Below are 25,725 nucleotides of genomic sequence, written 5' to 3'. Positions count from 1 at the left end.
GTGACGGCGTGTGTCATCCCGGAGCGAACGCGAGCCGCGCGCAGGGGAGAGGCTTGTTATAGGGTCCGCCCGAATGCGGAACCTGCTCCTCGGAATGACGCTGGCCATGAGCCTTGGAATCGGGTCGAAGGCGGTGGCGCAGCCTCCTCGGCAGCTCCATGCGGGTGAAATCGCGGCGGGCCTGAAGCGGCTCGGTGTGACGGGCAGTGTCCTCTATGTCGCGGCCCACCCGGACGACGAGAACACGCGCTTGCTCGCGTGGCTGGTGGGAGAGCGCGGCCTGCGCGCGGGTTACCTGTCCGTGACGCGCGGCGATGGTGGGCAGAACCTCATCGGCACCGAGCAGGACGCCCTGCTGGGGCTCATCCGCACGCACGAGCTGCTCGCCGCTCGGCGCGTGGACGGCGCGGAGCAGTTCTTCACGCGGGCGCGAGACTTCGGCTACTCGAAGAGCGCGGAAGAGGCGCTGCGCATCTGGGGACATGAAGAGGTGCTGGCGGACGTGGTGCTCGCCATCCGCCGCTTCCAGCCAGACGTCATCATCACCCGCTTCACCACGGAGCCGCCGAACCACGGGCACCACACGGCCTCCGCGCTGCTCGCGGCGGAGGCCTTCATCGCCGCCGCCGACCCGAAGCGCTTCCCCGAGCAGCTCTCCGAGGTGAAGCCATGGAAGGCGGACCGCCTGCTGCAGAACGCCTCCCAGTGGTGGTTCAAGCCCGATGAGGACCTGTCCCGCTACGTGAAGCTGGAGGTGGGCGGCTACGACGCGCTGCTCGGGCGTTCGTGGGGCGAGGTGGCCGCGGAGAGCCGCAGCCAGCACAAGAGCCAGGGCTTCGGTCAGGCCGTGGACCGAGGCCCCAGCACGGAGTACTTCACCCCGCTGGCGGGGACGCTGCCGAAGCGCGACGTGTTCGAGGGGCTCGACTTCTCCTGGAGGCGTTGGAAGGGCTCCGAGGCCGTGTCCCGCGCGGTGGCCGCCGCGGCGAAGGCGTTCGATGCGCGCGCCCCCCACCGCTCCCTTCCCTCGCTCGTCCGCGTCCACGAGGCGCTGACCGCGCTGCCGGACACCCATCCGTGGAAGGCGCCCAAGCTGCGGGAGACGGAGGCGCTCATCGCCGCCTGCGCGGGTCTGTTCCTGGAGGTGCGTGCCGCCGCGCCCACGGGCATCCCGGGGCTGCCGGTGGCGTTGGACGTGGTGGCGCTGAACCGCTCGCCCGCCGCCGTCGAGTGGGTGGGGTTGACGCTGCCGGGCGAGAAGCCCGAGGCCGTGGGGAAGGCGCTGGGGGCGAACGTGCCCTTGAAGCTGTCGCGCACGGTGACGCTGCCGACGACGGCGCCCATCTCCACGCCCTACTGGCTCCGCGAGCCTGTCACGGGAGGGCTCTACACGCTCGAGGGCGAGGACCGCGCGCTCACCGGCCAGCCAGAGGGCGTTCCCGCGCTGTCGGTGGCGTTCGAATACAAGGTCGCGGGCCGGCGCTTCCGCGCGGTGCGTCCGGTGGTCTACGTCTGGACGGACCCGGTGCGCGGCGAGCTCTACCGTGACTTCGAGGTCGTCCCGCCCGTCACCGCCACGCTGGCGCAGGACGTGCTCATGTTCCCCAACGGGGCGTCCCGTGCCGTGCCGGTGGTGCTGGCCGCGGGGATGGACCAGGTGCCGGGTACGGTGCGGATGGTGGCGCCGCCCGGGTGGCGCGTGGAGCCCGCCTCGGTGGAGTTCAAGCTCGCGGCGCGCGGAGACGAGCGCACCGTCACCTTCCAGGTGACGCCGCCCCAGGGCTCGGCGCGGAAGGGTGACCTCTTCGTGGATGTCGACGTGGGGGACCGCGCCTGGTCCTGGCGTGCCCGCTCCGTGTCCTATCCCCACATCCCGCCGCTGACGGTGCGCCAGCCCTCCACGGCCACGGTGGTGCCGCTCTCCCTGGCCACGAAGGGCAAGCGCATCGGCTACATCCCCGGTCCGGGCGACCGCGTCGCGGAGAGCCTGCGCGCGGTGGGTTACGAGGTAACGCTGCTCCCCGAGGAGCGGCTGGCCCAGGAGAAGCTGGAGCGCTTCGACGCCATCCTCGTGGGCGTGCGCGCCTTCAACGCCAACACGCACCTGACCGTCCACCGGGAGCGGCTGCTCCAGTACGTGGAAGGCGGCGGGCGGCTGGTGGTGCAGTACAACACCAACAGCCGCGTGGGGCCGCTCACGTCCTTCGTCGGGCCCTATCCGCTGGAGATTGGCCGCGACCGGGTGACGGATGAGACGGCGGTGATGACGCCGCTCCGCGCCGATGAGCCGCTGCTGCGCGCGCCCAATGCGCTGACGGCCGCGGACTTCGAGGGCTGGGTGCAGGAGCGCGGCCTCTACTTCGCGTCGTCGTGGGACGCTCGCTACCAGCCCGTGTTCGCCATGCACGATGCCGGCGAGGCGCCGCTCCAGGGCGCGCTGCTGGTCGCCCGCCATGGCAAGGGCACGTTCGTCTACACGGGCCTCGCTTTCTTCCGTCAGCTTCCCGCCGGCGTTCCCGGCGCCTACCGCCTGTTGGCCAACATCCTTTCTCAATGAGCACTGCCCCCCATCTGAATCCGAGTGAGCCTTCCGCCGAGGTCCCCGCGCCCCGGCCCGAGCTCGATGACGCGCCGCCGCTGCTGGGCTCGTGGCGCAACATCTACATCCTGGTGCTGGGCACCTTCGTCCTGTTCCTCGCCCTGGGTTGGGTGCTCACGGAGGTGTATTCGTGACGGGGCTCGACTGGTTGGTGCTCGGTGGCACCATCGCGTTCATCGTGGCGTGGGGCCTCTGGAAGTCCCGAGGGACGGCCACCAGCGACGAGTACCTGCGCGGCGGCCGTGAGTTGAAGTGGCCCACCATCGGCCTGGCGGTGATGGCCACGCAGGCCAGCGCCATCACGTTCCTCTCCGTCCCCGGACAGGCCTACGAGGACGGGATGCGCTTCGTGCAGTTCTACTTCGGACTGCCGATCGCGATGATCATCATCAGCGCCGTCTTCGTGCCCATCTACTACCGGCTGAATGTCATCACGGCCTATGAGTACCTGGAGTCACGCTTCGACCTGAAGACGCGGCTGTTGGGCGCGTTCCTCTTCCTCATCCAGCGGGGACTCGCGGCCGGCATCACCATCTACGCGCCCGCCATCATCCTCTCCGCCATCCTCGGCTGGCCGCTGGAGCCCACCGTCATCGTCATGGGCGCGGTGGTCATCCTCTACACGGTGACGGGTGGGGCCAAGGCGGTGAGCCAGACGCAGAAGCAGCAGATGGTGGTGATGATGGGCGGCATGGTGGTGGCCGCCATCGTCATCATCTGGCGGCTGCCGGAGCACGTGTCGTTCGGCAAGGCGGTGGACGTCGCGGGTGCCTTCGGCCGGATGAACGTGGTCAGCTTCGACTTCGACATGCAGGACCGCTACAACTTCTGGTCCGGCATCACCGGAGGACTGTTCCTGTCCCTGTCGTACTTCGGCACGGACCAGTCGCAAGTGGGCCGCTATCTCTCCGGCCGCTCCATCTCCGAGAGCCGGCTGGGGCTGCTCTTCAATGGCGTGCTGAAAATCCCGATGCAGTTCCTCATCCTCTTCGTCGGGATTCTCGTCTTCGCCTTCTACCAGTTCAACACGCCGCCGCTGCTCTTCAACGAGGCGCTGCGCACCCGTGTGCAGGGCACAGAGCAGGCGGCTGAGTACGCCGCGCTGGAGTCGAAGTGGGAGCAGGTCCAGTCCGGCAAGCGCGCGGAAGTGGAGCGCTACCTGTCGGCCGTCGATTCAGGCGACGTGGCGGCCGGGGATGCGTCGCGGGCGCTGCTGCAGGGCCGCGCGCAGGAGGCGAGCGCCGTCCGAAAGGAGGCCAAGGACCTGGTGGCCCGCGCGCTGCCGGGCGCGGAGACGAAGGACTCCGACTACATCTTCATCTCCTTCGTGAAGCGCTGGCTGCCCAGCGGCCTGTTCGGCCTGCTCATCGCCGTCATCCTGTCCGCGGCCATGAGCTCCATCGCCAGCGAGCTGACGGCCCTGGGCACGACGACGACGGTGGACTTCTACCGGCGGGTCTTCCAGCGCAACGCTTCCGACCGGCACGTGCTGGTGGCGTCGAAGCTGTTCACCGTGTTCTGGGGCGTCGTCGCGGTGGGCTTCGCGACGTTCGCGTCGCTCTTGGACAACCTCATCCAGGCGGTGAACATCCTGGGCTCCATCTTCTACGGCACGGTGCTGGGCATCTTCCTGGTGGCCTTCTTCGTGAAGCGCGTGCGCGGCCATGCCGTGTTCGCGGCGGCCGTCATCTCCCAGGCGGCGGTGATTGCCCTCTTCTTCCTCTCCGACGTGGGCTACCTCTGGTTCAACGTCATCGGCTGTGCGCTGGTGGTGGCGCTGAGCCTGGTGATGCAGGCCGTCCTGCCGAGCGGCGAGACGCCAGCCCCGGCGCCGGGGGCCTGAGTCCGCGGCGTCCAGGGCGGTGAAGGCCGGGAGGCGTCCGTGAAGGGGCGCCGGCCCGGCCTTGAAGTATGCTCGCCCGGGAGAGGGACGGACATGTCTGACGGGAAGAGGCGGCCCGGTCGCCCGGGGCGTTCCGAGGAGCCACGCATCGCCCCGGAAGAGGACGAGGACGCGACGCGGGACATTCCGCTCTTCACGCGCCCCGAGGAGACGCGCATGGGGCCCGTGGAGCCCCGCTTCGAGGAAACGCGCATGGGCCCCGTGGAGTCCTTCTCCCACGATGAGGACCTGCCCCCCTTGGAGCCTCCCGCGCTGGAGACGCGGATGGGGCCCGTCCCGGACGCGAGGCCCGCCTGGGCGGGGCGCTCACGCAGCGCCGCCAGAAGCGCGCGGACCGAGCCTCCAGCGCCTGTCATGCCTCCGAAACCTCCCAGGCCGCGCGGAGGCCCGGAGAAGCGCGCCAGCCCGCCCAAGGCCAGTGCGTCCCCCGCCAGCGTGGGCGTGGTGCGGCTGAGTCCGTTGGAGCCCCTGGGCGCGAAGGTGGTGGCCGCGGAAGAGGCTCCCGCGCTGCGGACGATGTTCGCGAACCACTCGGCGCTGCTGGCCGAGCAGCTCCGCGACGCGCTGTCGACGAAGATGTATGGCCGCGGTCCTCACCGAGTGCTGCGCATCGACGAGCCGGAAGGGCCCAGCACCGCAGGCGGGAAGCTGGCGCGGCAAGCCATCTCCCTGGTGCCTCGCAAGGGCGCGGGGACCTCGCTGACGTGTGGCTGGGTGGATGTGTCCAAGCGCGAGGCCCAGCTCCGCAACTTCGAGGCGGTTGCGAAGCGGTACGAGCTTCACCACGGCGAGCCGCTGGAGATGCAGGCCGAGGAGTACGAGCGCTTCCTCACCGACGTCGAGGCCGTGCTCACCCAGGCCGTCATCAAGGTCCGCGTCATCGTCCCCGAGGAAGCGGGCGCGGTGCGCGTCGCGAGCCCTTCCGCCTCCGCGAAGGGCGTCCCGCCCGTCTGGGCGGGACTGCTGGCCGTGCTGGCCTTCGTGCTGGGCCTGCTCGCGGGGCGGATGGGCTCAGGCGGCTGAGCTACGCCGGGGGCGGGGCCTCACGCTCCCAGTGGCGGCGGGCGATGGACTCGGCGAAGAGCTGGCCGAGGCCCTTCGTCTCCACCTTCGCGCTGCGGACGACGCCGCGCGTGGCGTCCAGGCCCTTGCTCGGCGGCGCCTCCAGGTCGCGCACGCCCGCGGCGTCCAGCAAGGTGTTGGCGTCCGCGGAGAGCGCCAGCGCCTTGCAGTGCACGTAGGCCTCGCGCACGAAGTCCACCGCCAGCGGCGCGCGCCGCAGGGCCGCGACGCTCTTCTCTCCACCGGGCACGTAGACGGCGTCGTACATGACGGAGGACGCCGTGGAGAAGGTCCGCAGGGGCCGCTCCTCCCGGCCTTCCTGGCTCGTCACCGGGCTCAGCGTGGGGCCCACCAGCTCCAGCGTCGCGCCGCGCTCCTCCAGCACCTTGCGCACGCCGTCCAGCTCCTTGCCGGCGAACCCGTCCGATACCAGGGCCGCGATCTTCCGCGTCCGGATGGAGTCATGCGGCGAGTTCTCCATGCTCAGCGCCGGGGACACTTCCACCGAGGGCGCCGCCTTCTTGGCCGCGGCCTTGGACGGCTTGGGGGGCCTGGTCGCCTTCGGCGGCGTGACGCCCACGGCGCGCGCCACGCGCACGGCCAGCTCCGGGTCCACGTTCACCAGAATCTGGTTCACCACGCGCTCGCGAATCTCCGCGCGCTCCACCTTGCCGACCTCGAACTCGAGCGCGGCCACGAGGTGCTCCTGCTCCGGCTTCGACAGGCTCTTGTAGAAGAGGGTGGCCTGGCTGAAGTGGTCGCTGAAGCTGCCGCTGCGCGCGCGAATCGTGTGGCCCTCCACGCGCTCCTGGGTGTGGCGGAAAGCGCTCGCGGGGTTCGCCAGCACCGGGCAGCCGCCGCCCAGGGAGTTGGGGTGGTAGTTGGCGCGCGACGTGGGGATGGTCTGTCGCCCGAAGCCGTCCTGCTGGTGGTTGGTGACGGGGCACACCGGCTTGTTGATGGGCAGCTCCGCGAAGTTGGGCCCGCCCAGCCGCGTGAGCTGCGTGTCCAGGTACGAGAAGAGCCGCGCCTGCATCAGCGGGTCATTGGTGAAGTCGATGCCGGGGACGATGTTGGCCACGCAGAAGGCCACCTGCTCCGTCTCCGCGAAGAAGTTGTCCGGGTTGCGGTTGAGCGTCAGCTTGCCCACGCGCTGCACCGGCACCAGCTCCTCGGGGAGCAGCTTGGTGGCGTCCAGCAGGTCGAAGCCGTACTTGAGCTCGTCGCCTTCGGGGATGATTTGCAGCCCCAGCTCGTACTCGGGGAAGTCACCGCGCTCGATGGACTCCCAGAGGTCGCGGCGGTGGAAGTCCGGGTCCTTGCCAGACAGCTTCTGGGCCTCGTCCCACACGAGCGCGTGGTTGCCCAGCAGCGGCTTCCAGTGGAACTTGACCAGGTTCGCCTTGCCGGCCGCGTTGACCAGCCGGAAGGTGTGGACGCCGAAGCCCTCCATCATCCGGAAGCTGCGCGGAATGGCGCGGTCCGACATCAGCCACATGATCATGTGCGTCGTCTCGGGGACGAGCGAGACGAAGTCCCAGAGCGAGTCATGCGCCGAGGACGCCTGGGGGATTTCGTTGTGCGGCTCGGGTTTGACCGCGTGGACGAAGTCCGGGAACTTGATGCCGTCCTGGATGAAGAAGACGGGCATGTTGTTGCCCACCAGGTCGAAGTTGCCTTCCTCCGTATAGAACTTGGTGGCGAAGCCGCGCACGTCACGCACGGTGTCCGCCGAGCCACGTGAGCCGCCCACGGTGGAGAAGCGCACGAACACCGGCGTGCGCAGGGACGGGTCGGTGAGGAAGCGGGCCTGGGTGTACTTCTCCAGCGACTTGTAGACCTGGAAGTAACCGTGGGCGCCCGCGCCACGCGCGTGGACGGCGCGCTCCGGGATGCGCTCGTGGTCGAAGCGCATCATCTTCTCCCGGAAGTGGAAGTCCTCCAGGAGCGTGGGGCCGCGGATGCCGGCCTTCAGCGAGTTGTCCGTGTCCGAGATGGGAATGCCCTGGTCCGTGGTGAGGACCTTCCCCACCGCATGCATCCGGTGGGGTTCGAGGCTTTCGCTCTTGAGCGTGGTGGGCCGGGTCTTCGCCGAGGGCTTGCGCAATTTCATGGGAGCCTGTCGCCAACGAGAGAGGTGAAGGCGCCGTCTACGCTGGCCGCGTCCACCCTGAGGCCATGAGGCTTGGGGGGACGTCGGCGAGTCGGCACTCGCGCGCGTGGCAGTGTCCACCACCGCGCGCTCGGACCTCGTGGCGTCAGGCGTGCATCACGGCACGGCGGGCGCGGCCACGGCGGGAGCACCTTCCCCGGCCGGAGCAGCAGCCGCGGCGGCCTCGGCCTCCGCGCGAGCCTTCTCCTCCGCGACGCGCGCGGCCTCGGCCTCCGCGCGCTTCTTCGCGTCGGCCACGGCGACGTCCTTCATGGTCGCTAGGCCCTTCTCGAAGTCCTTCCCAATCATGGCCTCCATGTCCATGAGCAGGCTCATCGCCTTGCTCATGAAGTTGTTCTCGCCGGACATGGCCCAGACGACCTGGGTGCCGCCCTCGGCGGCGCTGAAGGCGAAGGTGGAGGTGTTGGTGGCGGCGAAGGGCTTGATGAACTCCAGCTTGATGGTGACCTGCTCGTTGGCCTTGCTGTCGGTGATGGTCATCCGGCCCTCACCGACCTGGTCGTTACCCACCCACGCGTAGCCCGCGCCCGTGCCTGACTCCGGGCCGGAGTAGGTGCGCTGCTGCTGCGGGTCCAGACCGTCCCAGGGGGACCAATCCGTCCAGCGGCGGAAGTCATTCACCAGCGCGAAGGCGATGTCCGCGGACACGGGGAGCACCGCGGTGCGCTGATAGGTGAACGTGTCGGGGCGGGTGACGACGAAGCCGACGAGCAGCAGGATGGCGGCGGCGAGGCCGACGAGAATCTTCTTGAGCATGGGGAGCGGGTCCTCAGGAGGCGGCCTGGGATGGCCGCGCTCCTGGCGCGCGTCTTAAAGCGTGTCCGGCGCCCCACGCAACCCACGCACAGCACAACGACTACGACGGAGATTGGTTGCGGCTCAGCATTCCGGAAGGCCCACGCTCAGGTTGGCCACCTCCAGCACGTTGGCGGCCAGCCCCCCTCGCGCCGTCTCCTTGTACTTGTCCTTCATGTCGCGGCCGGTGTCGCGCATCGTCCGGATGACCTTGTCCAGGCTGACGAAGTGGCGCCCGTCGCCGTGGAGGGCCATGCGCGTGGCGTTGATGGCCTTCACGGAGGCCATGGCGTTGCGCTCGATGCACGGCACCTGCACCAGTCCGCCAATGGGGTCGCAGGTGAGGCCCAGGTTGTGCTCCATGGCGATCTCCGCCGCGTTCTCCACCTGGAGCGGCGTGCCCCCCATGACCTCCGTGAGCGCCCCCGCGGCCATGGAGCAGGCGCTGCCGACTTCACCCTGGCAGCCCACCTCCGCGCCGCTGATGGAGGCGTTCTCCTTGTAGAGCACGCCAATGGCGCCGGCGGTGAGCAGGAAGCGCACCACGCCGTCTTCGTTCGCGCCGGGCACGAAGCGCCAGTAGTAGTGCAGGACGGCGGGGATGATGCCCGCGGCGCCGTTGGTGGGCGCGGTGACGACGCGGCCTCCCGCCGCGTTCTCCTCGTTGACGGCCAGGGCGTAGAGGTTCACCCAGTCCAGCACGGTGAGCGGGTTGGTGAGGCCGGCCTCGGGACGGCTGATGAGCTTCTGGTACATGCCCGCGGCGCGGCGCTCCACCTTGAGGCCGCCGGGGAGGATGCCGCCGCTGGTGCAGCCGCGGCGCACGCAGGCCTGCATCACGTCCCAGACGCGCAGCAGCCCGGCGCGAATCTCCGCCTCGTCGCGCCAGGTCTTCTCGTTGGCGAGCATGAGCGAGCTGAAGCTCATGCGCTCGCGCTCGCAGTGGGCCAGCAGCTCCGCGGCGGACTGGAAGGGGAAGGGCAGCGGCGTGGTGTCCTTGCTCAGCGGGTCCTTGCCCGCCGCGGCGGCGGACTCGTCGACGATAAAGCCGCCACCCACGGAGTAGTAGGCGGCCGACGCCAGCTCCGCGCCGTCCGCGCCGGAGGCGGTGAAGCGCATGCCGTTGGGATGGAAGGGCAGCGAGCGGCGGCGGTGCATGACCAGGTGCTCGCCGTCTCGGAACGTCACCTCGCGCTGACCGAGCAACGCCACGCGGCCTTCCGCGCGCCAGCGGGAAATGATGGCGGGCACGGCCTCCACGTCCACGGCCTCCGGTGTCTCGCCCATCAGGCCCAGTACCACGGCCTTGTCGCTGCCGTGGCCCTTGCCCGTCGCGCCCAGTGAGCCGAACAGCTCCACCTTGAGCCGGGTGAGCCGCTCCAGCACGCCCGTGTCCGCCAGCTTCCGGGCGAACATGCGCGCCGCTCGCATGGGCCCGACGGTGTGCGAGCTGGAGGGTCCAATTCCAATCTTGAAGAGGTCGAAGACGCTGACGGCCATGGCGAGCGCAACATGCCACGTTTCCAGTTCCGTCCCAGTGTCCCTCCGCCGAAGCGCATGTCACCGCGTGGACGGATGAACGTCATTGGAAGTCCAACGAGCGCGGGCGGGTCGCACTCCAGGCGAGCGTCCTCCGTGTCGTGCGCGTGTGATGCGCTAGACGCGGTGCGTTGTCTGGCCGGTCTCTGGCCCGCTGCGTCGCAGTGGCGGGCTCGAGCGACGGCGCGCCGCGGGAGCCGCTGACGCCAAAGACACGAAGGGCCGGGAAGACGTCCGTGGGACGCCGGCTCCCGGCCCTCGTGCTGACGGACGGCTACTGGTCGTCGCAGGGTGTGCCCAGGCGGGCACCTTCGTACACACCGAGCTCGTTGTAGATGAGCGGCAGGTTCTCCTCCACGGGCACCTGGCGCAGCTCCAGGCGGCGCTTGGTGTTTTCAATCCACATGGCGGGCTTCGCCTTGTCGAGCAGCAGGCGGAGGTCACCGCGCTTGGTGGAGAAGATTTCGCCTTCGGAGTCGGAGATGACGTTGGTCATCTTCTGGGCCTTCAGGTTGCCGCGCGGCCCGATGAAGACGCGGTAGTTCTTCTTCTCCGCCTCGTGGAAGCCACGGTCCACGAAGTAGTAGGCGCCCTTGGTGTCACGCAGCAGCGCGTAGGGCACGAACTTCTGCGGGTTGGGCTGGAAGGTGGCCTTGCGCAGCAGCTCCGCGGCCGGCTCACCGTCCAGCATGGTGAGGGGAATCTTCTTCTCACCGCAGGTCAGGGAGCAGGTGCGCTCCTTGCGGTCAATCTCCACGCTCGACATCACCCGCCAGTCGATGCCGCGGAAGTTGGGGTTCGCGCCCTTGTTGAAGAAGCGCGGGTCCAGGAAGGAGGTGGCCGACGTGTAGGGGCCGGGGCGGGGCACCTGGACGAGCTGCTTCTCATCGCCGTAGTAGAGGACGGCGTTGGTGTCCTCGTCATCGGGCGTGAGTGCCACGAAGTGGCCCTTGCCGTCGGTGCACACCGACGTGGCCTCCAACATCATCTTCTCGCCGAGGTTGGACTCCTTGCCCCAGGGGGGCTGGATGGGCTCGGCCGCCATGGCGGCGGTACACGCGAAAGACATCGCCGCGAGGGCGAAACGCTGGAATCGCATCGTGAAGGCTCCGACTACAGGTTCTGCTTGAAGTACTTGGTGGCGAACTTGTCCTGATTGGGGGCATCGCGGGAGGTCGTCCAGATGACGCGGTCCGCCTCAATCTTGGGCTCCAGCGCGGAGCCGAAGCGGCAGCTGACCTGCTTCACCTTCTCCTGGATGGTCTGCTTCGCGATGGCGGACGCGGTACACAGCTCCTTGAGGCTGGTCAGCGGGGTGCCACAGAAGCTGGAGATGCTCAGCTCCTTGAGCTGGTCCTCGTTGATGCTGCTCCAGTCGATGCGGGCGGCCACGGACGTGCCACACGCGTTGTTCATCTCCTGGAGGGTGGCGGCGAGTTCCTTGTTGTGGCCGGACTCCTCTCCCTTGCGGTCGAAGGCCATCAGCTTCGCCAGGGTGCCGTCCTTCATCTGCTTCTGGTGCTGCGCGTAGACCTCCTCCGGCTTCAGCGCGGCGGTCTTCTTCTCGTCATAGGCCAGGCGGATGGGGCGCTGGCGGCCGGGCACGTAGAGCTCGTACTTCGTGTCGCGTACGTGCAGGGCCGTGTACTTCCGGCCGTGCCACTGGGTGCTGTAGTTGAACTGCTCAGTGCTGCGGGTGCTCCAGTCGTTCTGCTCGTAGGGGAACACCAGGCCGTCGAACTCCGAGCCCGTGCCCTTCACGCGCAGGATGAACTTCTTGTCGGAACGGGGCGTGAGCGGCACCACGGCCACCTCTTCGCCCTCTGTACCGGAGTACACCTTGCCAGCTTCCACCGGCGCGGCGGCCAGGGCCTGCGACGCCCCCAGCGCGACTGCCGTGACAATCACTGCGACCATGTTTCTCAAGCGAATCACCTCGTGTTGCATGAGGGCCCCCCAACCCGGATGGCCCGCTGTTTCAGAGCTCGATGTCGTGCTTCTGGCAGAACTTCTTGACCTTGGCACGCTCCGCTGACGCGACCTTGGGCCACTCGCTGACCGCACCGCCCAGGTCCTTCTGCTGGCAGTAGGCGCGGGTGAGCAGCGAATACGCCGCCATGGAGCGCTTCGTGCGCTGGCTGCTGCGTGCCAGCGCGATGGCGCGGCTGGCGTCACCCGAGGCCAACGCGCTTTCTCCTTCCTTCAGCAGCTTGCGGACCTGCTCGGGAAGTTCTTCCTTGGGCTCGGGACGCGTCACCGGGCGAGAGGTCGGCTTGTCGGGCGGGGTGACAGTGGCCACCACCACCTGCTGCGCGTTCTCTGTGTCCGGCGGAGTCTGCGTGCCGTTTGCCTGTTCAGTGCCGTCTGCCTGCTGCGTGCCGTCTGCCTGCTGCGTGCCGTCTGCCTGCTGGCCGTTGGGCTGCTGCGCATCGTTGGGCTGCTGCGCATCGTTGGGCTGCTGCGCATCGTTGGGCTGCTGCGCATCGTTGGGCTGCTGCGTGCCGTTGGCCTGCTGAGCACCGTTGGCTTGCCGCGCGTCCTGGGGCGCGCGGGCGTCCGCCACGGGCGTCGTGGGCGAGCCCGTGCCGGAGGTGCCACCCTTCATCCACCAGACGAGTCCCACGCTGGAGGCCAGCAGGACCGCCGCGGTGGCGCCGATGAATGCACCGCGCCCCTTTGCCGCGGGGGGCGGTGAGACGGGCATGGACGGGGCGGACAACTGCGCCGCGGCGGCATGGGCCTCGGCGGCGCCCGGGATGGGCACGGGAACACTCACGGCCGTATGGTGCTGAGCGGGGCGTTCCGGCACGGGAATGGCCGGAACCTGCTTCGAGATGAGCGTGGGCTCCAGGCCAGGCGGGTCGATGAGCGATGCGGCGGACAACTGCGCCACGCCCATCTGCCCCGTGGCGGATGGACTGAAGCCCTGCGCCTGCACCACGCCCATCTGCCCCGTGGCGGATGCACTGAAGCCCTGCGAGCCGGTGCCGGGCGCCATCGTGGAATCCAAGCCCTCGCGGCCCGTGTCCGGTGCCACCTTCAGGCTTCCGGGCGGGGCGGTGGCGGAGAGTGAGGCCGGGCCCGTGGAGGGCAGCGCGATTCCAGACGCCGGGGCCTGGGGACGCGGGGCGGGCTGGTTGCCCGCCGTGGTGGACAGCGAGTGCAGCGGCGTGCCCGTCAGGTCCTCGATGAAGGAGGAGACGTCCGGGTAGCGCTCGTCCACGCCCTTGGCGAGCGCGCGCATCACCGCGGAGATGGCCTCCGGCGTGGCCTCGGGACAGAGCGGGGCCAGGGGCTCGGGAGGCTCATAGACGACGCGGAAGATCATCTGGGCGAGGCTGCCTGAGCCGAACACGGGCTTGCCGGCCATCATCTCGTAGACGATGCACCCCAGCGCGAAGACGTCCGTGCGCGCGTCGATGTCCCGGTTCTTCCCCTGGGCCTGCTCCGGTGACATGTACTGAGGCGTCCCGATGATGGTCGCCTCCTGCGTCTGCACCGTCGTGGAGCTGAGGACCTTGGAGATGCCGAAGTCGAGCAGCTTCACGCGCTCGCCCACCACGCCACCGGAGTCGGTGGGCACCAGGAACACGTTGGCTGGCTTCAGGTCGCGGTGGATGACGCCCGCGCCGTGCGCCGCCTGGAGGGCCGAGCCCATCTGCCGGGTGAAGGAGACCACGTCCTCCATGGGTAGGCGCCCGCGCGCCAGGCGCTCCTGGAGGCTCTCACCGCGCAGGTACTCCAGCACCAGGAAGGGGTTGCCGTTCTCCAGGGTGTCGTAGTCGAGCACCTCGACGATGTTGGGGTGGCCCAGCCGCGAGGCAATCTCCGCCTCCCGGCGGAAGCGCGCGAAGATTTCGGGCGTCAGGTGGTCACCGCCACGCAGCACCTTGACCGCCACCTGCTTGCCGGGAAGCCGCAGGTGTTGGGCCAGGTACACCGAGCCCATTCCTCCCCGTCCCAGTAGGGAGACAATCCTGTACGTATTCCGCAGGACCTCATCAATTCGGAGGTCACCGTCAGCGGGTAGGGTCATGGGGCTGGGACTCTCAGGCAGGGCATTCCGGGGAAACTTCGCCCATTCCATCCTCCCACCCCCCCATGAGGCAACCCTCCTGATGTCGCAGGACACCCAGCCGGGTCGTGGCACGCGACGAGACTGTGCGTCCCACCGGCAGCCTGCTAAGGAGGCGGGCGTATGCCGAAGGCCAAGACTCCCAAACCCCCGGACTCACTCGAAGTCCGAGTGCGCCGCATCCACAGGCGGGACCTGAACCGGACCTGGGAGTTCCTCAAGCTCGTCTTCCGGGACGTGAACCGGGAGACGGTGGAGTACCAGCGGCCTCGCTCCAAGCGGCGATTCCTGGAGGTCTACACCTCGGAGTGGATCGAACAGCTCCTCTATGAGGTGGACGGTAGCATCGTCGGTTACTCGGAGTGCGCCTTCGAGGCCACCGGGGACGACAACTGGGTGAACCCCCGCTGGTTCGAGAAGCGGGGCATGCGGCCGCTCTTCGTGGAGGAGCTGGCGGTGCACCCGGACTACCAGGGGCGGGGCGTGGGCAGCTTCATGTTGGATCAGCTCCAGCACCTGGCCCGGACGCGGGGCTGCACGCACCTGGTCCTGGAGGTGGCGGAGAACAACGAGTCCGCCCTGACGTGGTACCGGACGCGGAGCTTCTACAAGCTGGATGCCGCCATCTTCATGGCGCAGAAGGTGCCCGGCGAACCGGACCTGCTGCCGCCGCGCCGGTTGAAGCGCCGGCAGAAGCCCACCGCGGAGACGGGGACTCCCTCGACGGGCCCCATGCCGGAAACCGCGCCCACCCGGGCGGCGGCACGCAAGGGGCGCGCGCCCGCGGCGAGGAAGAAGAGCAGCTGAGGCTGCTCAGGCTTCGCACGAGGCCGCCGCCCGGGATTCCGAGCGGCGGCACGCGGCACAGGACTTCGGTGTCGTTCAGGCGGGCTGAGGCAGGCGGGAGGCGTCCGGCGCCGGCTCGGGGGCGACCGCCGTCGTCGCGGTGAATGTGGGCTGCGGCGCGGGCGCGATGATGGACTCGCCCACCGTCTCGCCGTGCTGGCTCAGGTCCAGGCCTTCTTCCTCATGCTCGCGGGTGACGCGCAGCGGGACGATGCGGTCCACCAACTTGTAGAGCAGGAACGCGCCGGCGAAGGAGAACACCGACACCAGCACCAGCGCCAGCAGGTGCATCATGAAGGTGCGCGTCTCACCGTGGATGAGGCCCACGTCCTTGGCCAGCACGCCCGTCAGCACCATGCCCACCACGCCGCCCAGGCCGTGGCAGGGGAAGACGTCCAGCGTGTCGTCAACGGAGGTGCGGTTCTTGAAGTGCACCGCCGCGTTGCTCACGAAGCTGGCGACCAGACCCACGAAGATGCTCTGCCCCACGGTGATGAAGCCGGCCGCGGGCGTCACCGCCACCAGGCCCACCACCGCGCCGATGCACGCGCCCATGGCGCTGGGCTTGCGGCCGCGCAGCCAGTCGAAGGCAATCCATCCCAGCATCGCCGCCGCGGACGCCGTGTTGGTGGTGGCGAAGGCCAGCGTGGCCAGCGACGAGGCCGACATCGCCGAGCCCGCGTTGAAGCCGAACCAGCCGAACCACAGCATGCCCGTGCCCAGCATCACGAAGGGGATGTTGGCGGGCGCGTGCGTCGTGTTCTCCACGTGCACCTTGCGGCGGCCCAGCACCAGCGCGCCAGCCAGCGCCGCGAAGCCCGCGGACATGTGCACCACCGTGCCGCCCGCGAAGTCGAGCACGCCCCACTGACGGAGGAAGCCCTCCGGGTGCCACGTCCAGTGCGCCAGCGGCGCGTAGATGACGAGCGTGAAGAGCACCATGAAGAGCACGTATGCCTTGAAGCGCACGCGCTCCGCGAACGCGCCGGTGATGAGCGCCGGGGTGATGATGGCGAACTTGAGCTGGAACAGCGCGAACAGCATCAAGGGGATGGTGGGCGCCAGGTCCGGGTGCGTCTCACCGCCCACGCCGCTGAACATGAAGAAGGTTCGCGGGTCGCCGATGAGCCCGTGGAAGCTGTCGCCGAAGCACAGGCTGAAGCCCACCACCACCCAGATCAGGCTGATGACCGCCATGGCGATGAAGCTCTGCAGCAGCGTGGACACCACGTTCTTCAGTCGCACCATGCCGCCGTAGAAGAAGGACAGGCCCGGCGTCATCAGCAGCACCAACGCAGTGGCTGTGAGGATCCACGCCGTGTCCGCGGTGTTGATGGGCCCCCCTTGCTTCAACTGCGCCGCCGGTTCGACCAGCAACCCCGCCACACCCACACCCACGAGAAGGGCCATCGCCATCCACTTCTTCATTGCGCCTCCACCCGGAAGACTGACGCAATGCAGGATGCGGCGAGTTCGCGCTAGATTCAATCCGGCCTGGGCTTATTTGGCGCCCAGGTATGTTAAAACGGTCCAGATTTATTCTAAGTTGAGGCTGCCTGGCGGGCGGGGGCTCACTTCATCTGGATGCGCCCGTCCTTGATTTCCAGGTCTTCACCGCCCTTGAGGACCACGGTTCCCGCGTCCGTCTTCACGGCGCAGGGCCCGGAGCCCTGGATGGTGACGGAGGCCGTCTGGCTCTTGCCGAACGTCACCGACGTCTTCACGCCGCTACACACCACGGACCACGAGTGGTCGCGCGAATCGCGGTTGTAGTAGCGCACCGTCACCGCGGCCCACGCGGCGGACGACGCGAGCAGGGATGCAACCAGTATCACCGCGGCGAGCTTCGTCTTCATGCCTTCTTCCCTGAGTCAGGAGCGTTGGTGCCGCGCACACTGGAGCACGGAGTTGGTGCTTGTCCATGCCTCGCGCGTGACGGCAGGCCACGTCATACGACGCATCCCTGACAGTCGCGCGGACAGACAGGTGCTTTGCCTACGTACAAACCACCACGCCTCAGCGGGTGGGCGTGGGCAGGTCGGAAACGTCGGTGGCGTCCACGTCGGTCGCGCCGCGCTTGAACTCCCCGGAAGAGCGCCATCCGCCAACGATGGTGCGGCGCACGAAGGCAGCGCCGCAGGACTCCCGTCATGCGTGGTCCGAAGAACGGGGGCAGGGCAACCCCTCCGTCCTCGGTCCTGGGCCTTCGCCGTCGCCTCCTGAGCGGAGCTCAGCCACCGGCAACGGCCATTCCGTCCTTCATCTCCTCCGACGCCTTCAGCACGAGCACGTCTCCAGTCTCAATCGCGCCGAACACCTCGACCTTCTCGCCGGCACGCATGCCGCGCGAGATAGGCACGCGCTTCGCCGCGCCATCCTGCACCCGCAGGACGTAGGTGCCCATTCCGCTCTCCACCAGCGCCGTCCGGGGAACCATGACGGTGGGGCCCTGCGAGGAGAGCGCAATGCTCGCGTCGGCGACCATCAAGGGCAAGAGCGCCCCGTCCGGATTGTCGACGTCCGCCTCGATTCGCTCCGCGCGGAGTGCCGCGTCGAGTGCCCCCGCCCTCCGGGTGATGCGCGCGGAGAACTCGCGCCCCGGGAGCGAGCGTATGGTGAACTTCACTGCCTCACCCACCTGGACATAGGGGCTGTACGCCTCTGGAATCGACACGTGGAGCCGGAGCTTCTGGACGGTCCGCACCACCAGCATCGGCTTGTGCGAGCCCCGGCCCGAGGGGCCCACGTAGGTCCCGAGCTCCACGTTCCGTTCCGTCACGACGCCATCGAATGGTGCCCGCATCACCAGGTAGCTCCGCATGGCCAGCAGCTCGTCGTAGTGCGCCTTGGCGGCGACCACCTGCGCGGCATCCGCCTGCTCCTTCGCCCGCGCCTGGTCGAGCGCGTCGTGGGCCACGGCGCCCTCGGTCGCGCTGGTCCGCACGGTGCGCTCGTAGCTTGCCTTCGACGCGACATGGAGCGCCTCCATCGCGGCCCATCGCGCCCTGGCGGATGCGAGCTGCGCTTCAATCTCCGGCGCTTCGAGCGTCACCAGCAGGTCGCCCTTCTTGACGACGTCGCCGATATCCACTCGGAGGTGCTTCACGTAGCTGTTGACCTTCGCGTACACGTCCACCGTCTGGTCCGCGACCAGCTCGGCCGGCAGTCGCAGGTTCGACGCCAGCCGGGATGCCTCGACCCGGAAGGTCTCCGTGGCTGTGCGCGCGGTGGGCACGGTGGCCTCCATGGAGGGCTCCGCGGTCCGGCAGCCGCTCACACTCGCCAACCCACCGAGGGTCAGCAGGATGCACCAGCGGTTCGCTCGTGTACGCATTTCAGGCAGCTTCCAGGGCATGGTGTTCACTCTCCACATCGGTAGGGTCAAGAGACCGGGACGTCGTAGGGACCGCGTCCTGCGCCCAGGCGAACGCGAGCGGCAGGCCGAACAGCACCATCAGCGTCGACGCGCTCAGGCCGCCAATCACTGCTCGCGCCAGGGGGGCCATCTGGTCGCCGCCCTCCCCATGCCCGATGGCCATGGGCAGCATTCCCGCGAGCATTGCCAGCGTCGTCATCAAGATGGGGCGCACGCGCAGCGATACGCCTTCGAGCGCGGCGAGGGGCGCGTTCGCGCCCGCCTTCCGGCGCTGCTCGGAGCTGGCCACCAGCAACACGCCGTTGGCGATGGAGACACCGACGGCCATGATGATGCCCATGTAGGACTGGAGGTTGAGCGTGGAGCCGGTGAGTCGCAGGGAGATGACCGCGCCCAGCACGACGGCCGGCACCGCCGTCAGGACCACGGTGGCCAACCGGAACGACTGGAAGCTGGCCGCGAGCAGCAGGAAGACGACCAGGACCGCGACCACCAGCCCGTTTGCGAGGCTGCGCATGGTGTCGTCGAGGACGACGGAGAGTCCCGCCAACTGCACGTTGACGCCCTTGGGCAGCTCGCCCATGGATGCAATCGCCGCCTGCACGTCGCGCCGGGCCTGCGCCAGGTCCTTGCCGTGGACATTCGCGGTCACCGAGGCGAACGCCATGGTCCCCAGGTTGTGCGTCTCCCCGTACGCGATGCCAGGGGTGATGGTCGCCACGTCCCCGAGGACGGGGCGGCTCGCGTTCTTCAACAGCGGCACCTGCGCCAGGTCCTGCTCGCTGTTCAGCTCGCTCGCGGGCGTCTGGACCTGCACGTCGTAGGCGATGCCCATCATGCCCTCGACCCACATGTTCTTGGACGTGTAGCGCGAGGACGACGTGGACGCGGTCAGGGAGCGCGTGACGTCCTGCATGTCGATGCCCAGCTGGGCCGCGCGAATCCGGTCCACCTCCACGTTCAGGGCCGGGTAGCGCAGCGACTGCTGCACCTGCTGGTCTCGCAGATAGGGGATGCCCCGGAGCTTCTCGAGCAGCATCCCCACGTACTTCTCGTTGACCTTCTTCTTCATCCCGGAGAACCGGACCTCGATGGGATACAGCGCGCCCTGACCGAGAATCTTCTCCGTGATTTCCACAGGCTCGAACGCGACCTGGACATCTGGCATCACCTCGCGCACGCGCTGCCGGATGCGGTCCTTCAACGCGTCGATGTCGCCGACGCCGCCCTCGAAGGCGACCTGGAGGAGCGCCTCGTGGGGGCCCGCGTTGTAGAGATAGATGGGGCTGATGGCGAACGATGAGGGGTGCTGGCCCACGTAGGCCGAGGAGATTCGGACCTTCCCGGCGCCCACGACTTCTTCGACGAGGCCCATGGCCTGGTGGACGACCTGCTCGGTCTTCTCGATTCGGGTTCCCTCCGCCGCGCGGAGCCGCAGCTGGAGCTGGCTGGAGTCGACTCTCGGCAGCACGTCCTTGCCAATGCGCTGGAGCGAGACCACCGCCAGGACGATGAGGCCTCCCACGCCTGCCGAGACGAGCCACTTCCTGTGCGGCAGCATGCGTTCAATCACGCGGCGCACGCGCCCAGGGGAGGTGCTGGCGCCCTCGCCGCCCGAGGGCGGACCGTGCTGCTTGAGCAGCCAGTTCGCCAGCACCGGCACCAGTGACTGCGAGAGCAGGAAGGAGACGACCATCGAGCACCCGATGGCCAGCGCGAGCGGCCGGAAGAGCGCCCCGGGGATTCCGCCCATCGTGAGGGCGGGCGCGAAGACAGCGAGGATGCACAGCAGGATGAGCAGCTTCGAGAAGGCGATCTCCAGGCACGCGTCCCACACCGCCACCGCCACCGCCTTGCCGCGCTGGAGGTGCTGATGGATGTTCTCGATGGTCACCGTGCTCTCGTCCACCAGGATGCCAACTGCGAGCGCCAGGCCGGCCAGGGTCATGATGTTGATGGTCTGGCCAAACAGCTTGAGGAACAGCACGCCGGAGATGATGGCGATGGGAATCGTGACGATGACGATGAGCGCGGAGCGCATGTCACGCAGGAACAGCAGGACCATCAGCCCCGTCAGCACTGCGCCGAGCACGCCCTCTGCAATCAGCCCCTTGAGGGCCCCCACCACGTAGACGGACTGGTCGAACTCGTAGGAGATGTGCACGTCGTCGGGCAGGTTGCTCTGGATTCGGGGGATGGACTCCTTGAGCTGCTGCACCACGTGCACCGTCGAGGCATTCCCCGCCTTGGCGACGTTGAGATAGACGGAGCGCTTGCCGTTCACCAGGGCGTAGCCGGTGGCGATGTCGGCTCCGTCCTTCACGGTCGCGACATCCCGGACGTAGACGTTCGCCACCGAGCCCTTGAGGAGCGGGATGTTCCCGAAGTCCTCCACGGCGCGAAGGGTGCTGTTGGTCGGGGTGATGTAGGTCACGTCGCCGATGTGGACGTTCCCGGAGGGAGCCGTCACGTTCTGGCGAGCGATGGCCTCCACGACCTGTTCGGGCGTGAGGTTGTGCACGCGCAGCTTCTCCGGCTCGATGTTGATTTCAATCGTGCGCGGGCTGCCGCCGAACGGGGGCGCCGTCGTGAGGCCGGGGATGGAGATGAGGAACGGCCGTGCGGTGAAGTTGGCGATGTCCTGGAGCTGGTTGTTGGTCTTGCTCTCGCTGCGGAACACCAGTTGTCCTACTGGCTGCGACGAAGCATCGAAGCGGATGATGAAGGGGGGAGGCGCGCCGGGAGGCAGGAACACCTGGGAGCGATTCGAGAGCGCGTTGATCTCCGCGACCGCTTGCCCCATGTCGGTGCCTTCGTAGAACGAAAGCTTCATCAGGGTCAGGCCCTGGGAGTTCTTCGTCTCGATGTTCTTGATGCCGTTCGTGAACAGCATCATGTTCACGTACATCTTCGTGAAATACCCCTCCATCTGTGCCGGCGTATACCCGTTGAAGGTGTGCGCGATGTACACGACAGGGAGGTTCATCTCCGGCAGGACGTCGACCTTGATGTCTCCGGCCGCACGCACACCAAAGAAGACCATGGCGACGACCAGCACGAGGACGGTGATGGGCCTTCGTAAGGAGACCTTCAGGATGCTCATTGCTTCTTCACTCCACGGACCTGCTGCAAGAATTCGTTGAGGTCACCGGTCGCGGCCGACTTGAGGAGAAGGGCTTGCCAGATGCCGTTCTGGGCGAGCTCGAGGTCGACCTCGCCCCGGGTCGCGGAGAAGGTCGCCTGGGTGAGCTCGACAATCGTCCCGAGCCCACTGTCGTAGCGGGCCTTGCTCTGCCGGAACCCTTCTTCGGCGGCGTCCCGTTGCAGCACGGCGTGGTGGCTCACCTCTCGCGCCAGGGTGAACTTGTGCTCGGCGAAGCGCGCCTGGGCAACCAGCTCCTGGGTGGCCAGCTCCTGCTCCTGGCGGAGCGCGCGGGTGCGCGCGTCCCGCGCTGCCTCGCTGGAGAAGCTGCGCAGCACGGAGGCGAGGTTCCAGCTCAATCCCAACCCGACAAGGGTGTTGCCCCGATCGATGCCAACCCCGCCGAGGTACCCGCTCGAGAACGCGCCCGGGTCCTGCGCGTAGCTGGAGCGAAAGCCCGAGCCGCGCCCCTGCAACATGCCGAAGGCGAAGAGCGTGGGCAGGCCCTCGGCCGCGGCCACTTTCTTTTCCTGCTCGCCGCGGAGAACCTGCCCTTCGTGCACTCCGAGGACGGGATGCCCGGGCGCGACGTGCGCTGGCGCGCCGGGCTCGGGCGTCGACTGGTGGAACGTCGGCTCGAGCTGGAACTCGCGAAACGGAACGCCCATCAGGACGGCGAGCTCCTTCGATGCCAGGAGTTCGGCGTCATAGGCCTTGAGCTGGAGGGACCTGGCGTTGGCGAGTTCGGCGCGCGCGAAGGAGACATCCACCCCGGGGACCAATCCGTTCTCGGCGTGGCTCTGGACGGACTCGAGCACGACCTCGAAGCGCGCCACGCTCTGCTTCTGGATGTGGGTGATGCGCTGCGCGGTCGATAGGTTGAGGTACGCGTGGGTGACGCGAACCCCGTGCTGGAACCGCGCGAGCTCGAGCTCGCGCTGTTTCAGTTCGTGCGTCCTCTCCGACAGCTCAATCTGCCGGTCGAGACGGCCGAAGGTGGAGACGTTCCAGTGGACGAGCACCGAATACAAGGCGCCGAACGCCGCGTTCCAGTTCTGCTCCGGCAACGGGAGGCTGGTCGATGCATTGGAGGGACCGCCAGGGGAATAGAGCGTCCCATGCAGGGCATTCACGGTGCCGAATGTCTGCTGCGCCGACAGCACGACGTCGGGGAGATAGGTCTTCCGGGTGTATGACACATCATGTTCGGCCGCGTCGCGACGAGACTGTGTCGCGCGGATGTCGCCGTAGTTGTGAAGCGCGGTGTCCAATGACTCGCGCAGGGTCAGCGTTTGAGCCAGGGCTTCGGCCGGAGACAAGGCAACGGCGAGCACGGCGCCGAAGCCTGAAATGGCGGCGGCGCCACGCGAGAGCAATGCAAACCCGTACACGACCTCTCCTTGATGATTCACGCACAGCGACGAGGTGCGCCGAGCCTGCCGTCCGCGGATGCGTGCGAGCGAACTGGCTGACTCGACGTGTTCCTAGGCGCGGCAGGTGTGGAGCGTGACACCTTGAGAGTCGTTGGGGCCCGACGGGGGCAGACCTACCGGGACGCCCCCGCAGCCTGACGCGAGTAGGCGGCGAAGGTCTGGTCGTTCTCGAAGTAGAGCGCGGAGTTGTCCTGCGTGATGCCGATGACGGCCGTCGCCTTGTCCACGGGCCGCTGACTCACCGGGTCCGTCGCGGTCCGGAACGTCGCGTCATTCGCGAGCCGGTCCTTGCACATCTCGCAACAGCCGTAATACGTGCGCCCGCCGACCTCGACCGGTATCTGCGGCCGGCCCATGTGCTGGTCGTTCACCATGCAGACAAGGCTGCGGTCCGTGACGAGGGTGAGGTGGCCTTGCTGCCCCGCACTCTGTTCAAGGGCTGGAGGCGCTGGCGTCACCTTCATGGCGGGCGCGGCCTGCTGTGTACAGGCCCCCGCGAGCATCATCAGTCCTGCTACAGCCCAGAGATTGGCTCTCATCGTCATGTCTCCCTTTGAAGGGGCTCCGCCAGGCCGGAGTTCACGATTCTCGAGCGGCCGAACGCCTCATGACTTGGCGGAGGCCCGCGCTCCGACGGAAATTCAGGGCGATGGTGCGAGTCCGCGCATCGGCGAGCGTTCGAGAATCAAGAGCGTTTGTTCAGGAGTCTTTCTTGCCGAAAGCGCGACGCAAGAGGCCAGGAACAATCCCTGCTCCGAAGCCCATGCCAAGGCCGACGACACCCGATGCGCCCATGCACGCGCAGCCCATGGCGCCGGTCAGGAGCGCGAGCCCGGAGGCGGAGACCCAGAACCAGGGGCCCGCGCGACGCTGGAGGCTGACCCCCGACACGGCCATGCCCGCGACCACACCGCCGAGCACACACGCAGGGATGCACAGGTAGGAGCAGTTGGCCGTGCCACAGGTGTGGAGGGCGCCGGTGCCGAGCGCGAGCGAGAGCGGGACGAGCCCCGCGATGACGCCAGGCAGGAACGCCTTCTGCGCATCGCGGCCGTGCCAGAGCATCATCGCTCCCATCAGCACGGTCGCCAGGCCGAACGTGAGAGGTGGCGCGGGCCGGCTCGCGAGAAGGGCGGCAAGCGCGGTGACGACGACAATCGGGAGCACGCCGAGGAGCGCGCGTCGCAGCCTCGCGAGCTCGTAGGTCCGGCGCACCCGTCGTTGAAGCAGTTGGATGTCAGTCGAGCCCATAGAGCCTCCTGAAAGTCTTTCGGAGCCGGTCCAGTGCGCGCTCCCGGCGCTTTCGCAGCGTGGCGCCAGAGACCGACGCGGCCTCGTCCCAGAACGTGGCGATGAGTACCTCGCGGTCCAACTCCGAGAGCGCTCCCAGGGCGGCCATCGCGGCGGCGGTCAGGTCCCGCTGGAGGAACTCCTCCTCTGCGTGAGGTCCGGCGCACGAGGGCATGGCGTCCGCGGGGGATTCGCGCCGACGATCTCGGCGGCGCGCCAGGGTCCGGCACTCCCAGCCCGCGATGGCGAGAGCCCAGGGCATCGCCGGACGGGTCTTGTCGAAGTCGGAGGCGCGTTCGAGAATCTTGTGCATCGCTTCCTGGCCGGCGTCAGCGGCGTCTGCTTCGTTCCTGAGAAGGCTCAGGCATAGCTTCTGGATGGGGCCCCAGAGCAGTTCGAAGACACGCGTGAACGCGACCCGGTCGCCCTCGGCGAGCCGTGCCATCAGCGCATCGAGTTCAGAGACCGTGCGCACGCTCATGCTGAATGCTTCCGGTTCAGGCCCGTACCTCGAGGGAAGTCACCCTGCTCCCCTGTGAATCGGTCAACCCAGCGGCATCGGGGCACGAACAGGAGCCCTCCGGCCCGCGCAAACGACCTGTTCCTTCTCCGGCGCGAAGTCAACAGCGGCATGCATCAAGAAGGTCCTCTGGGACGGGCCTCGTGCCGTCCTCGCCCCTCCTAGGCGGCACGGGTGATGCGCGTGACAGGCCTTCGTTCGAATTTCCCGGAGATGGCGCAAGGCGTCCCGTCACCCAGGCGGCCTCCTGGCAGAGGGCCGGACCTTCCCTCCCTGGGCAGCTCGGTCGATTTCCTGCAACGGTGTCGCCCGGCCTGTCTCTCCCTGTCAGGCGGGGGTGTTCATTGCCCCACCGCGACTGTTCGGGAGGACGACATGAAGGCGATGACGCGGTACCTGGTGCTTTTCTCCATGCTGGTGGTGGGTTGTGGTGACTCGAGCGAAGGTGATGGGGACTCCGCGCTCAAGTGCGACGCGATAGGGTGGTGTACCTCGTGGGAGTCGGACCAGGCGGCGGTGACGGACGCCCCCGCGCTGAAGGGCGGCTCGGTGTCTGATGGGCTGTACCGCCTGGAGCGCGGCTCGGAGGAGTCGCGTGCCCTGCTCTTCAAGGGCAAGTCTGTCCTCAAGGTGGGCGGTAGCTGGGGGAACGACCTGGGGACCTGGAAGGTGGATGGGAACCACCTGGTCATCACCACGACGACTTCCTGCTACGGGACCAGGGAGGAATCCTACGACAGGACCTTCCGTTATGCGTTCGCCGTCAAGGGGGACACGCTGTACCTGCACGAGGATGAGTTCGAGGACATGCCCATCCTGGCCTGGCGCAAGGTGGACTCGCTCTGTCAGGAGAACGCCTCGTTCAACTGCAAGGTGAGCAACTGCACCTGCAAGTACGTGGCGAACTCGTCCTTCGATACCTCGGAAAGGTGCTTCTGATCCAGGACGTCACGGGCCTCGGGCAAAGCCGGG

20 protein-coding genes are annotated in these 25,725 nt (G+C 68.1%); 6 read left to right on the top strand and 14 right to left on the bottom strand.

What is annotated here, in order from left to right; all coding sequences use genetic code 11:
* Positions 1 to 73 precede the first annotated feature (73 nt).
* The 4 genes from BLU09_RS29790 to BLU09_RS29775 all read left to right on the top strand — a co-directional run bounded on the left by BLU09_RS29790 (position 74) and on the right by BLU09_RS29775 (position 5,525).
* Positions 74 to 2,557 carry a PIG-L family deacetylase gene (locus BLU09_RS29790; protein ID WP_090493434.1) on the top strand — a complete coding sequence of 828 codons (2,484 nt, stop codon included), beginning with the start codon at positions 74 to 76 and terminating at the stop codon, positions 2,555 to 2,557.
* Positions 2,554 to 2,733: a hypothetical protein gene (locus BLU09_RS29785; RefSeq protein ID WP_011556135.1), complete on the top strand. Its 180-nt coding sequence runs from the start codon at positions 2,554 to 2,556 to the stop codon at positions 2,731 to 2,733. Before BLU09_RS29790 ends, BLU09_RS29785 begins: the two co-directional genes overlap by 4 nt.
* Positions 2,730 to 4,442 carry a sodium:solute symporter family protein gene (locus tag BLU09_RS29780; RefSeq protein WP_090493431.1) on the top strand — a complete coding sequence of 571 codons (1,713 nt, stop codon included), beginning with the start codon at positions 2,730 to 2,732 and terminating at the stop codon, positions 4,440 to 4,442. The genes BLU09_RS29785 and BLU09_RS29780 overlap by 4 nt, the downstream gene beginning before the upstream one ends.
* 93 nt (positions 4,443 to 4,535) lie before the next feature.
* Positions 4,536 to 5,525: a hypothetical protein gene (locus BLU09_RS29775; protein WP_090493429.1), complete on the top strand. Its 990-nt coding sequence runs from the start codon at positions 4,536 to 4,538 to the stop codon at positions 5,523 to 5,525.
* Position 5,526: 1 nt separating this feature from the next.
* On the opposite strand, the gene BLU09_RS29770 is transcribed toward BLU09_RS29775, so the two are convergent.
* From BLU09_RS29770 to BLU09_RS29745, 6 genes are all read right to left on the bottom strand, one after another.
* Positions 5,527 to 7,677 carry a catalase gene (locus BLU09_RS29770; protein ID WP_090493426.1) on the bottom strand — a complete coding sequence of 717 codons (2,151 nt, stop codon included), beginning with the start codon at positions 7,675 to 7,677 and terminating at the stop codon, positions 5,527 to 5,529.
* Positions 7,678 to 7,833: 156 nt separating this feature from the next.
* Positions 7,834 to 8,493: an SRPBCC family protein gene (locus BLU09_RS29765; protein ID WP_090493425.1), complete on the bottom strand. Its 660-nt coding sequence runs from the start codon at positions 8,491 to 8,493 to the stop codon at positions 7,834 to 7,836.
* 123 nt (positions 8,494 to 8,616) lie between these two features.
* Positions 8,617 to 10,032, bottom strand: coding sequence for an L-serine ammonia-lyase (locus BLU09_RS29760; RefSeq protein WP_090493423.1), 1,416 nt, complete (start codon positions 10,030 to 10,032; stop codon positions 8,617 to 8,619).
* Between the two features lie 313 nt (positions 10,033 to 10,345).
* Positions 10,346 to 11,170: a hypothetical protein gene (locus BLU09_RS29755; protein ID WP_090493421.1), complete on the bottom strand. Its 825-nt coding sequence runs from the start codon at positions 11,168 to 11,170 to the stop codon at positions 10,346 to 10,348.
* A 14-nt stretch (positions 11,171 to 11,184) separates the two neighbouring features.
* Positions 11,185 to 11,988, bottom strand: coding sequence for a hypothetical protein (locus BLU09_RS29750; RefSeq protein WP_244172123.1), 804 nt, complete (start codon positions 11,986 to 11,988; stop codon positions 11,185 to 11,187).
* A gap of 61 nt (positions 11,989 to 12,049) precedes the next feature.
* Positions 12,050 to 14,107: a serine/threonine protein kinase gene (locus BLU09_RS29745; RefSeq protein ID WP_090493601.1), complete on the bottom strand. Its 2,058-nt coding sequence runs from the start codon at positions 14,105 to 14,107 to the stop codon at positions 12,050 to 12,052.
* A gap of 162 nt (positions 14,108 to 14,269) precedes the next feature.
* Here BLU09_RS29745 and BLU09_RS29740 point away from each other — a divergent pair, with 162 nt between their 5' ends.
* On the top strand, positions 14,270 to 14,953 hold the full coding sequence (locus BLU09_RS29740; RefSeq protein ID WP_090493417.1) for a GNAT family N-acetyltransferase: 684 nt from the start codon (positions 14,270 to 14,272) through the stop codon (positions 14,951 to 14,953).
* Between the two features lie 75 nt (positions 14,954 to 15,028).
* Here BLU09_RS29740 and BLU09_RS29735 read toward each other — a convergent pair whose 3' ends face one another.
* From BLU09_RS29735 to BLU09_RS29700, 8 genes are all read right to left on the bottom strand, one after another.
* Positions 15,029 to 16,420, bottom strand: a complete 1,392-nt coding sequence (locus BLU09_RS29735; RefSeq protein WP_090493415.1) for an ammonium transporter — start codon at positions 16,418 to 16,420, stop codon at positions 15,029 to 15,031.
* Positions 16,421 to 16,563: 143 nt separating this feature from the next.
* Positions 16,564 to 16,848, bottom strand: a complete 285-nt coding sequence (locus BLU09_RS29730; RefSeq protein WP_090493414.1) for a hypothetical protein — start codon at positions 16,846 to 16,848, stop codon at positions 16,564 to 16,566.
* A 374-nt stretch (positions 16,849 to 17,222) separates the two neighbouring features.
* Positions 17,223 to 18,326: an efflux RND transporter periplasmic adaptor subunit gene (locus tag BLU09_RS29725; protein WP_090493600.1), complete on the bottom strand. Its 1,104-nt coding sequence runs from the start codon at positions 18,324 to 18,326 to the stop codon at positions 17,223 to 17,225.
* A 1-nt stretch (position 18,327) separates the two neighbouring features.
* Positions 18,328 to 21,471, bottom strand: coding sequence for an efflux RND transporter permease subunit (locus BLU09_RS29720; protein WP_090493413.1), 3,144 nt, complete (start codon positions 21,469 to 21,471; stop codon positions 18,328 to 18,330).
* Positions 21,468 to 22,901, bottom strand: a complete 1,434-nt coding sequence (locus BLU09_RS29715; protein WP_244172122.1) for a TolC family protein — start codon at positions 22,899 to 22,901, stop codon at positions 21,468 to 21,470. The genes BLU09_RS29720 and BLU09_RS29715 overlap by 4 nt, the downstream gene beginning before the upstream one ends.
* A gap of 155 nt (positions 22,902 to 23,056) precedes the next feature.
* Complete coding sequence (locus BLU09_RS29710) at positions 23,057 to 23,482, bottom strand: hypothetical protein (protein WP_244172121.1); 426 nt, start codon at positions 23,480 to 23,482, stop codon at positions 23,057 to 23,059.
* A gap of 160 nt (positions 23,483 to 23,642) precedes the next feature.
* The gene (locus BLU09_RS29705) at positions 23,643 to 24,194 is read right to left on the bottom strand and encodes a hypothetical protein (RefSeq protein ID WP_090493408.1); all 552 of its coding nucleotides are present in this window, start codon (positions 24,192 to 24,194) and stop codon (positions 23,643 to 23,645) included.
* Complete coding sequence (locus BLU09_RS29700) at positions 24,181 to 24,714, bottom strand: RNA polymerase sigma factor (protein ID WP_090493406.1); 534 nt, start codon at positions 24,712 to 24,714, stop codon at positions 24,181 to 24,183. The genes BLU09_RS29705 and BLU09_RS29700 overlap by 14 nt, the downstream gene beginning before the upstream one ends.
* A 414-nt stretch (positions 24,715 to 25,128) precedes the next feature.
* On the opposite strand from BLU09_RS29700, the gene BLU09_RS29695 reads away from it, so the two are divergent.
* Positions 25,129 to 25,692, top strand: a complete 564-nt coding sequence (locus BLU09_RS29695; protein WP_090493404.1) for a hypothetical protein — start codon at positions 25,129 to 25,131, stop codon at positions 25,690 to 25,692.
* Positions 25,693 to 25,725 lie beyond the last annotated feature (33 nt).

Origin of the sequence: Myxococcus virescens (genome assembly GCF_900101905.1) — a bacterium.
Lineage (GTDB): Bacteria > Myxococcota > Myxococcia > Myxococcales > Myxococcaceae > Myxococcus > Myxococcus virescens.
This window is presented reverse-complemented; position numbering and strand designations above follow the sequence as displayed.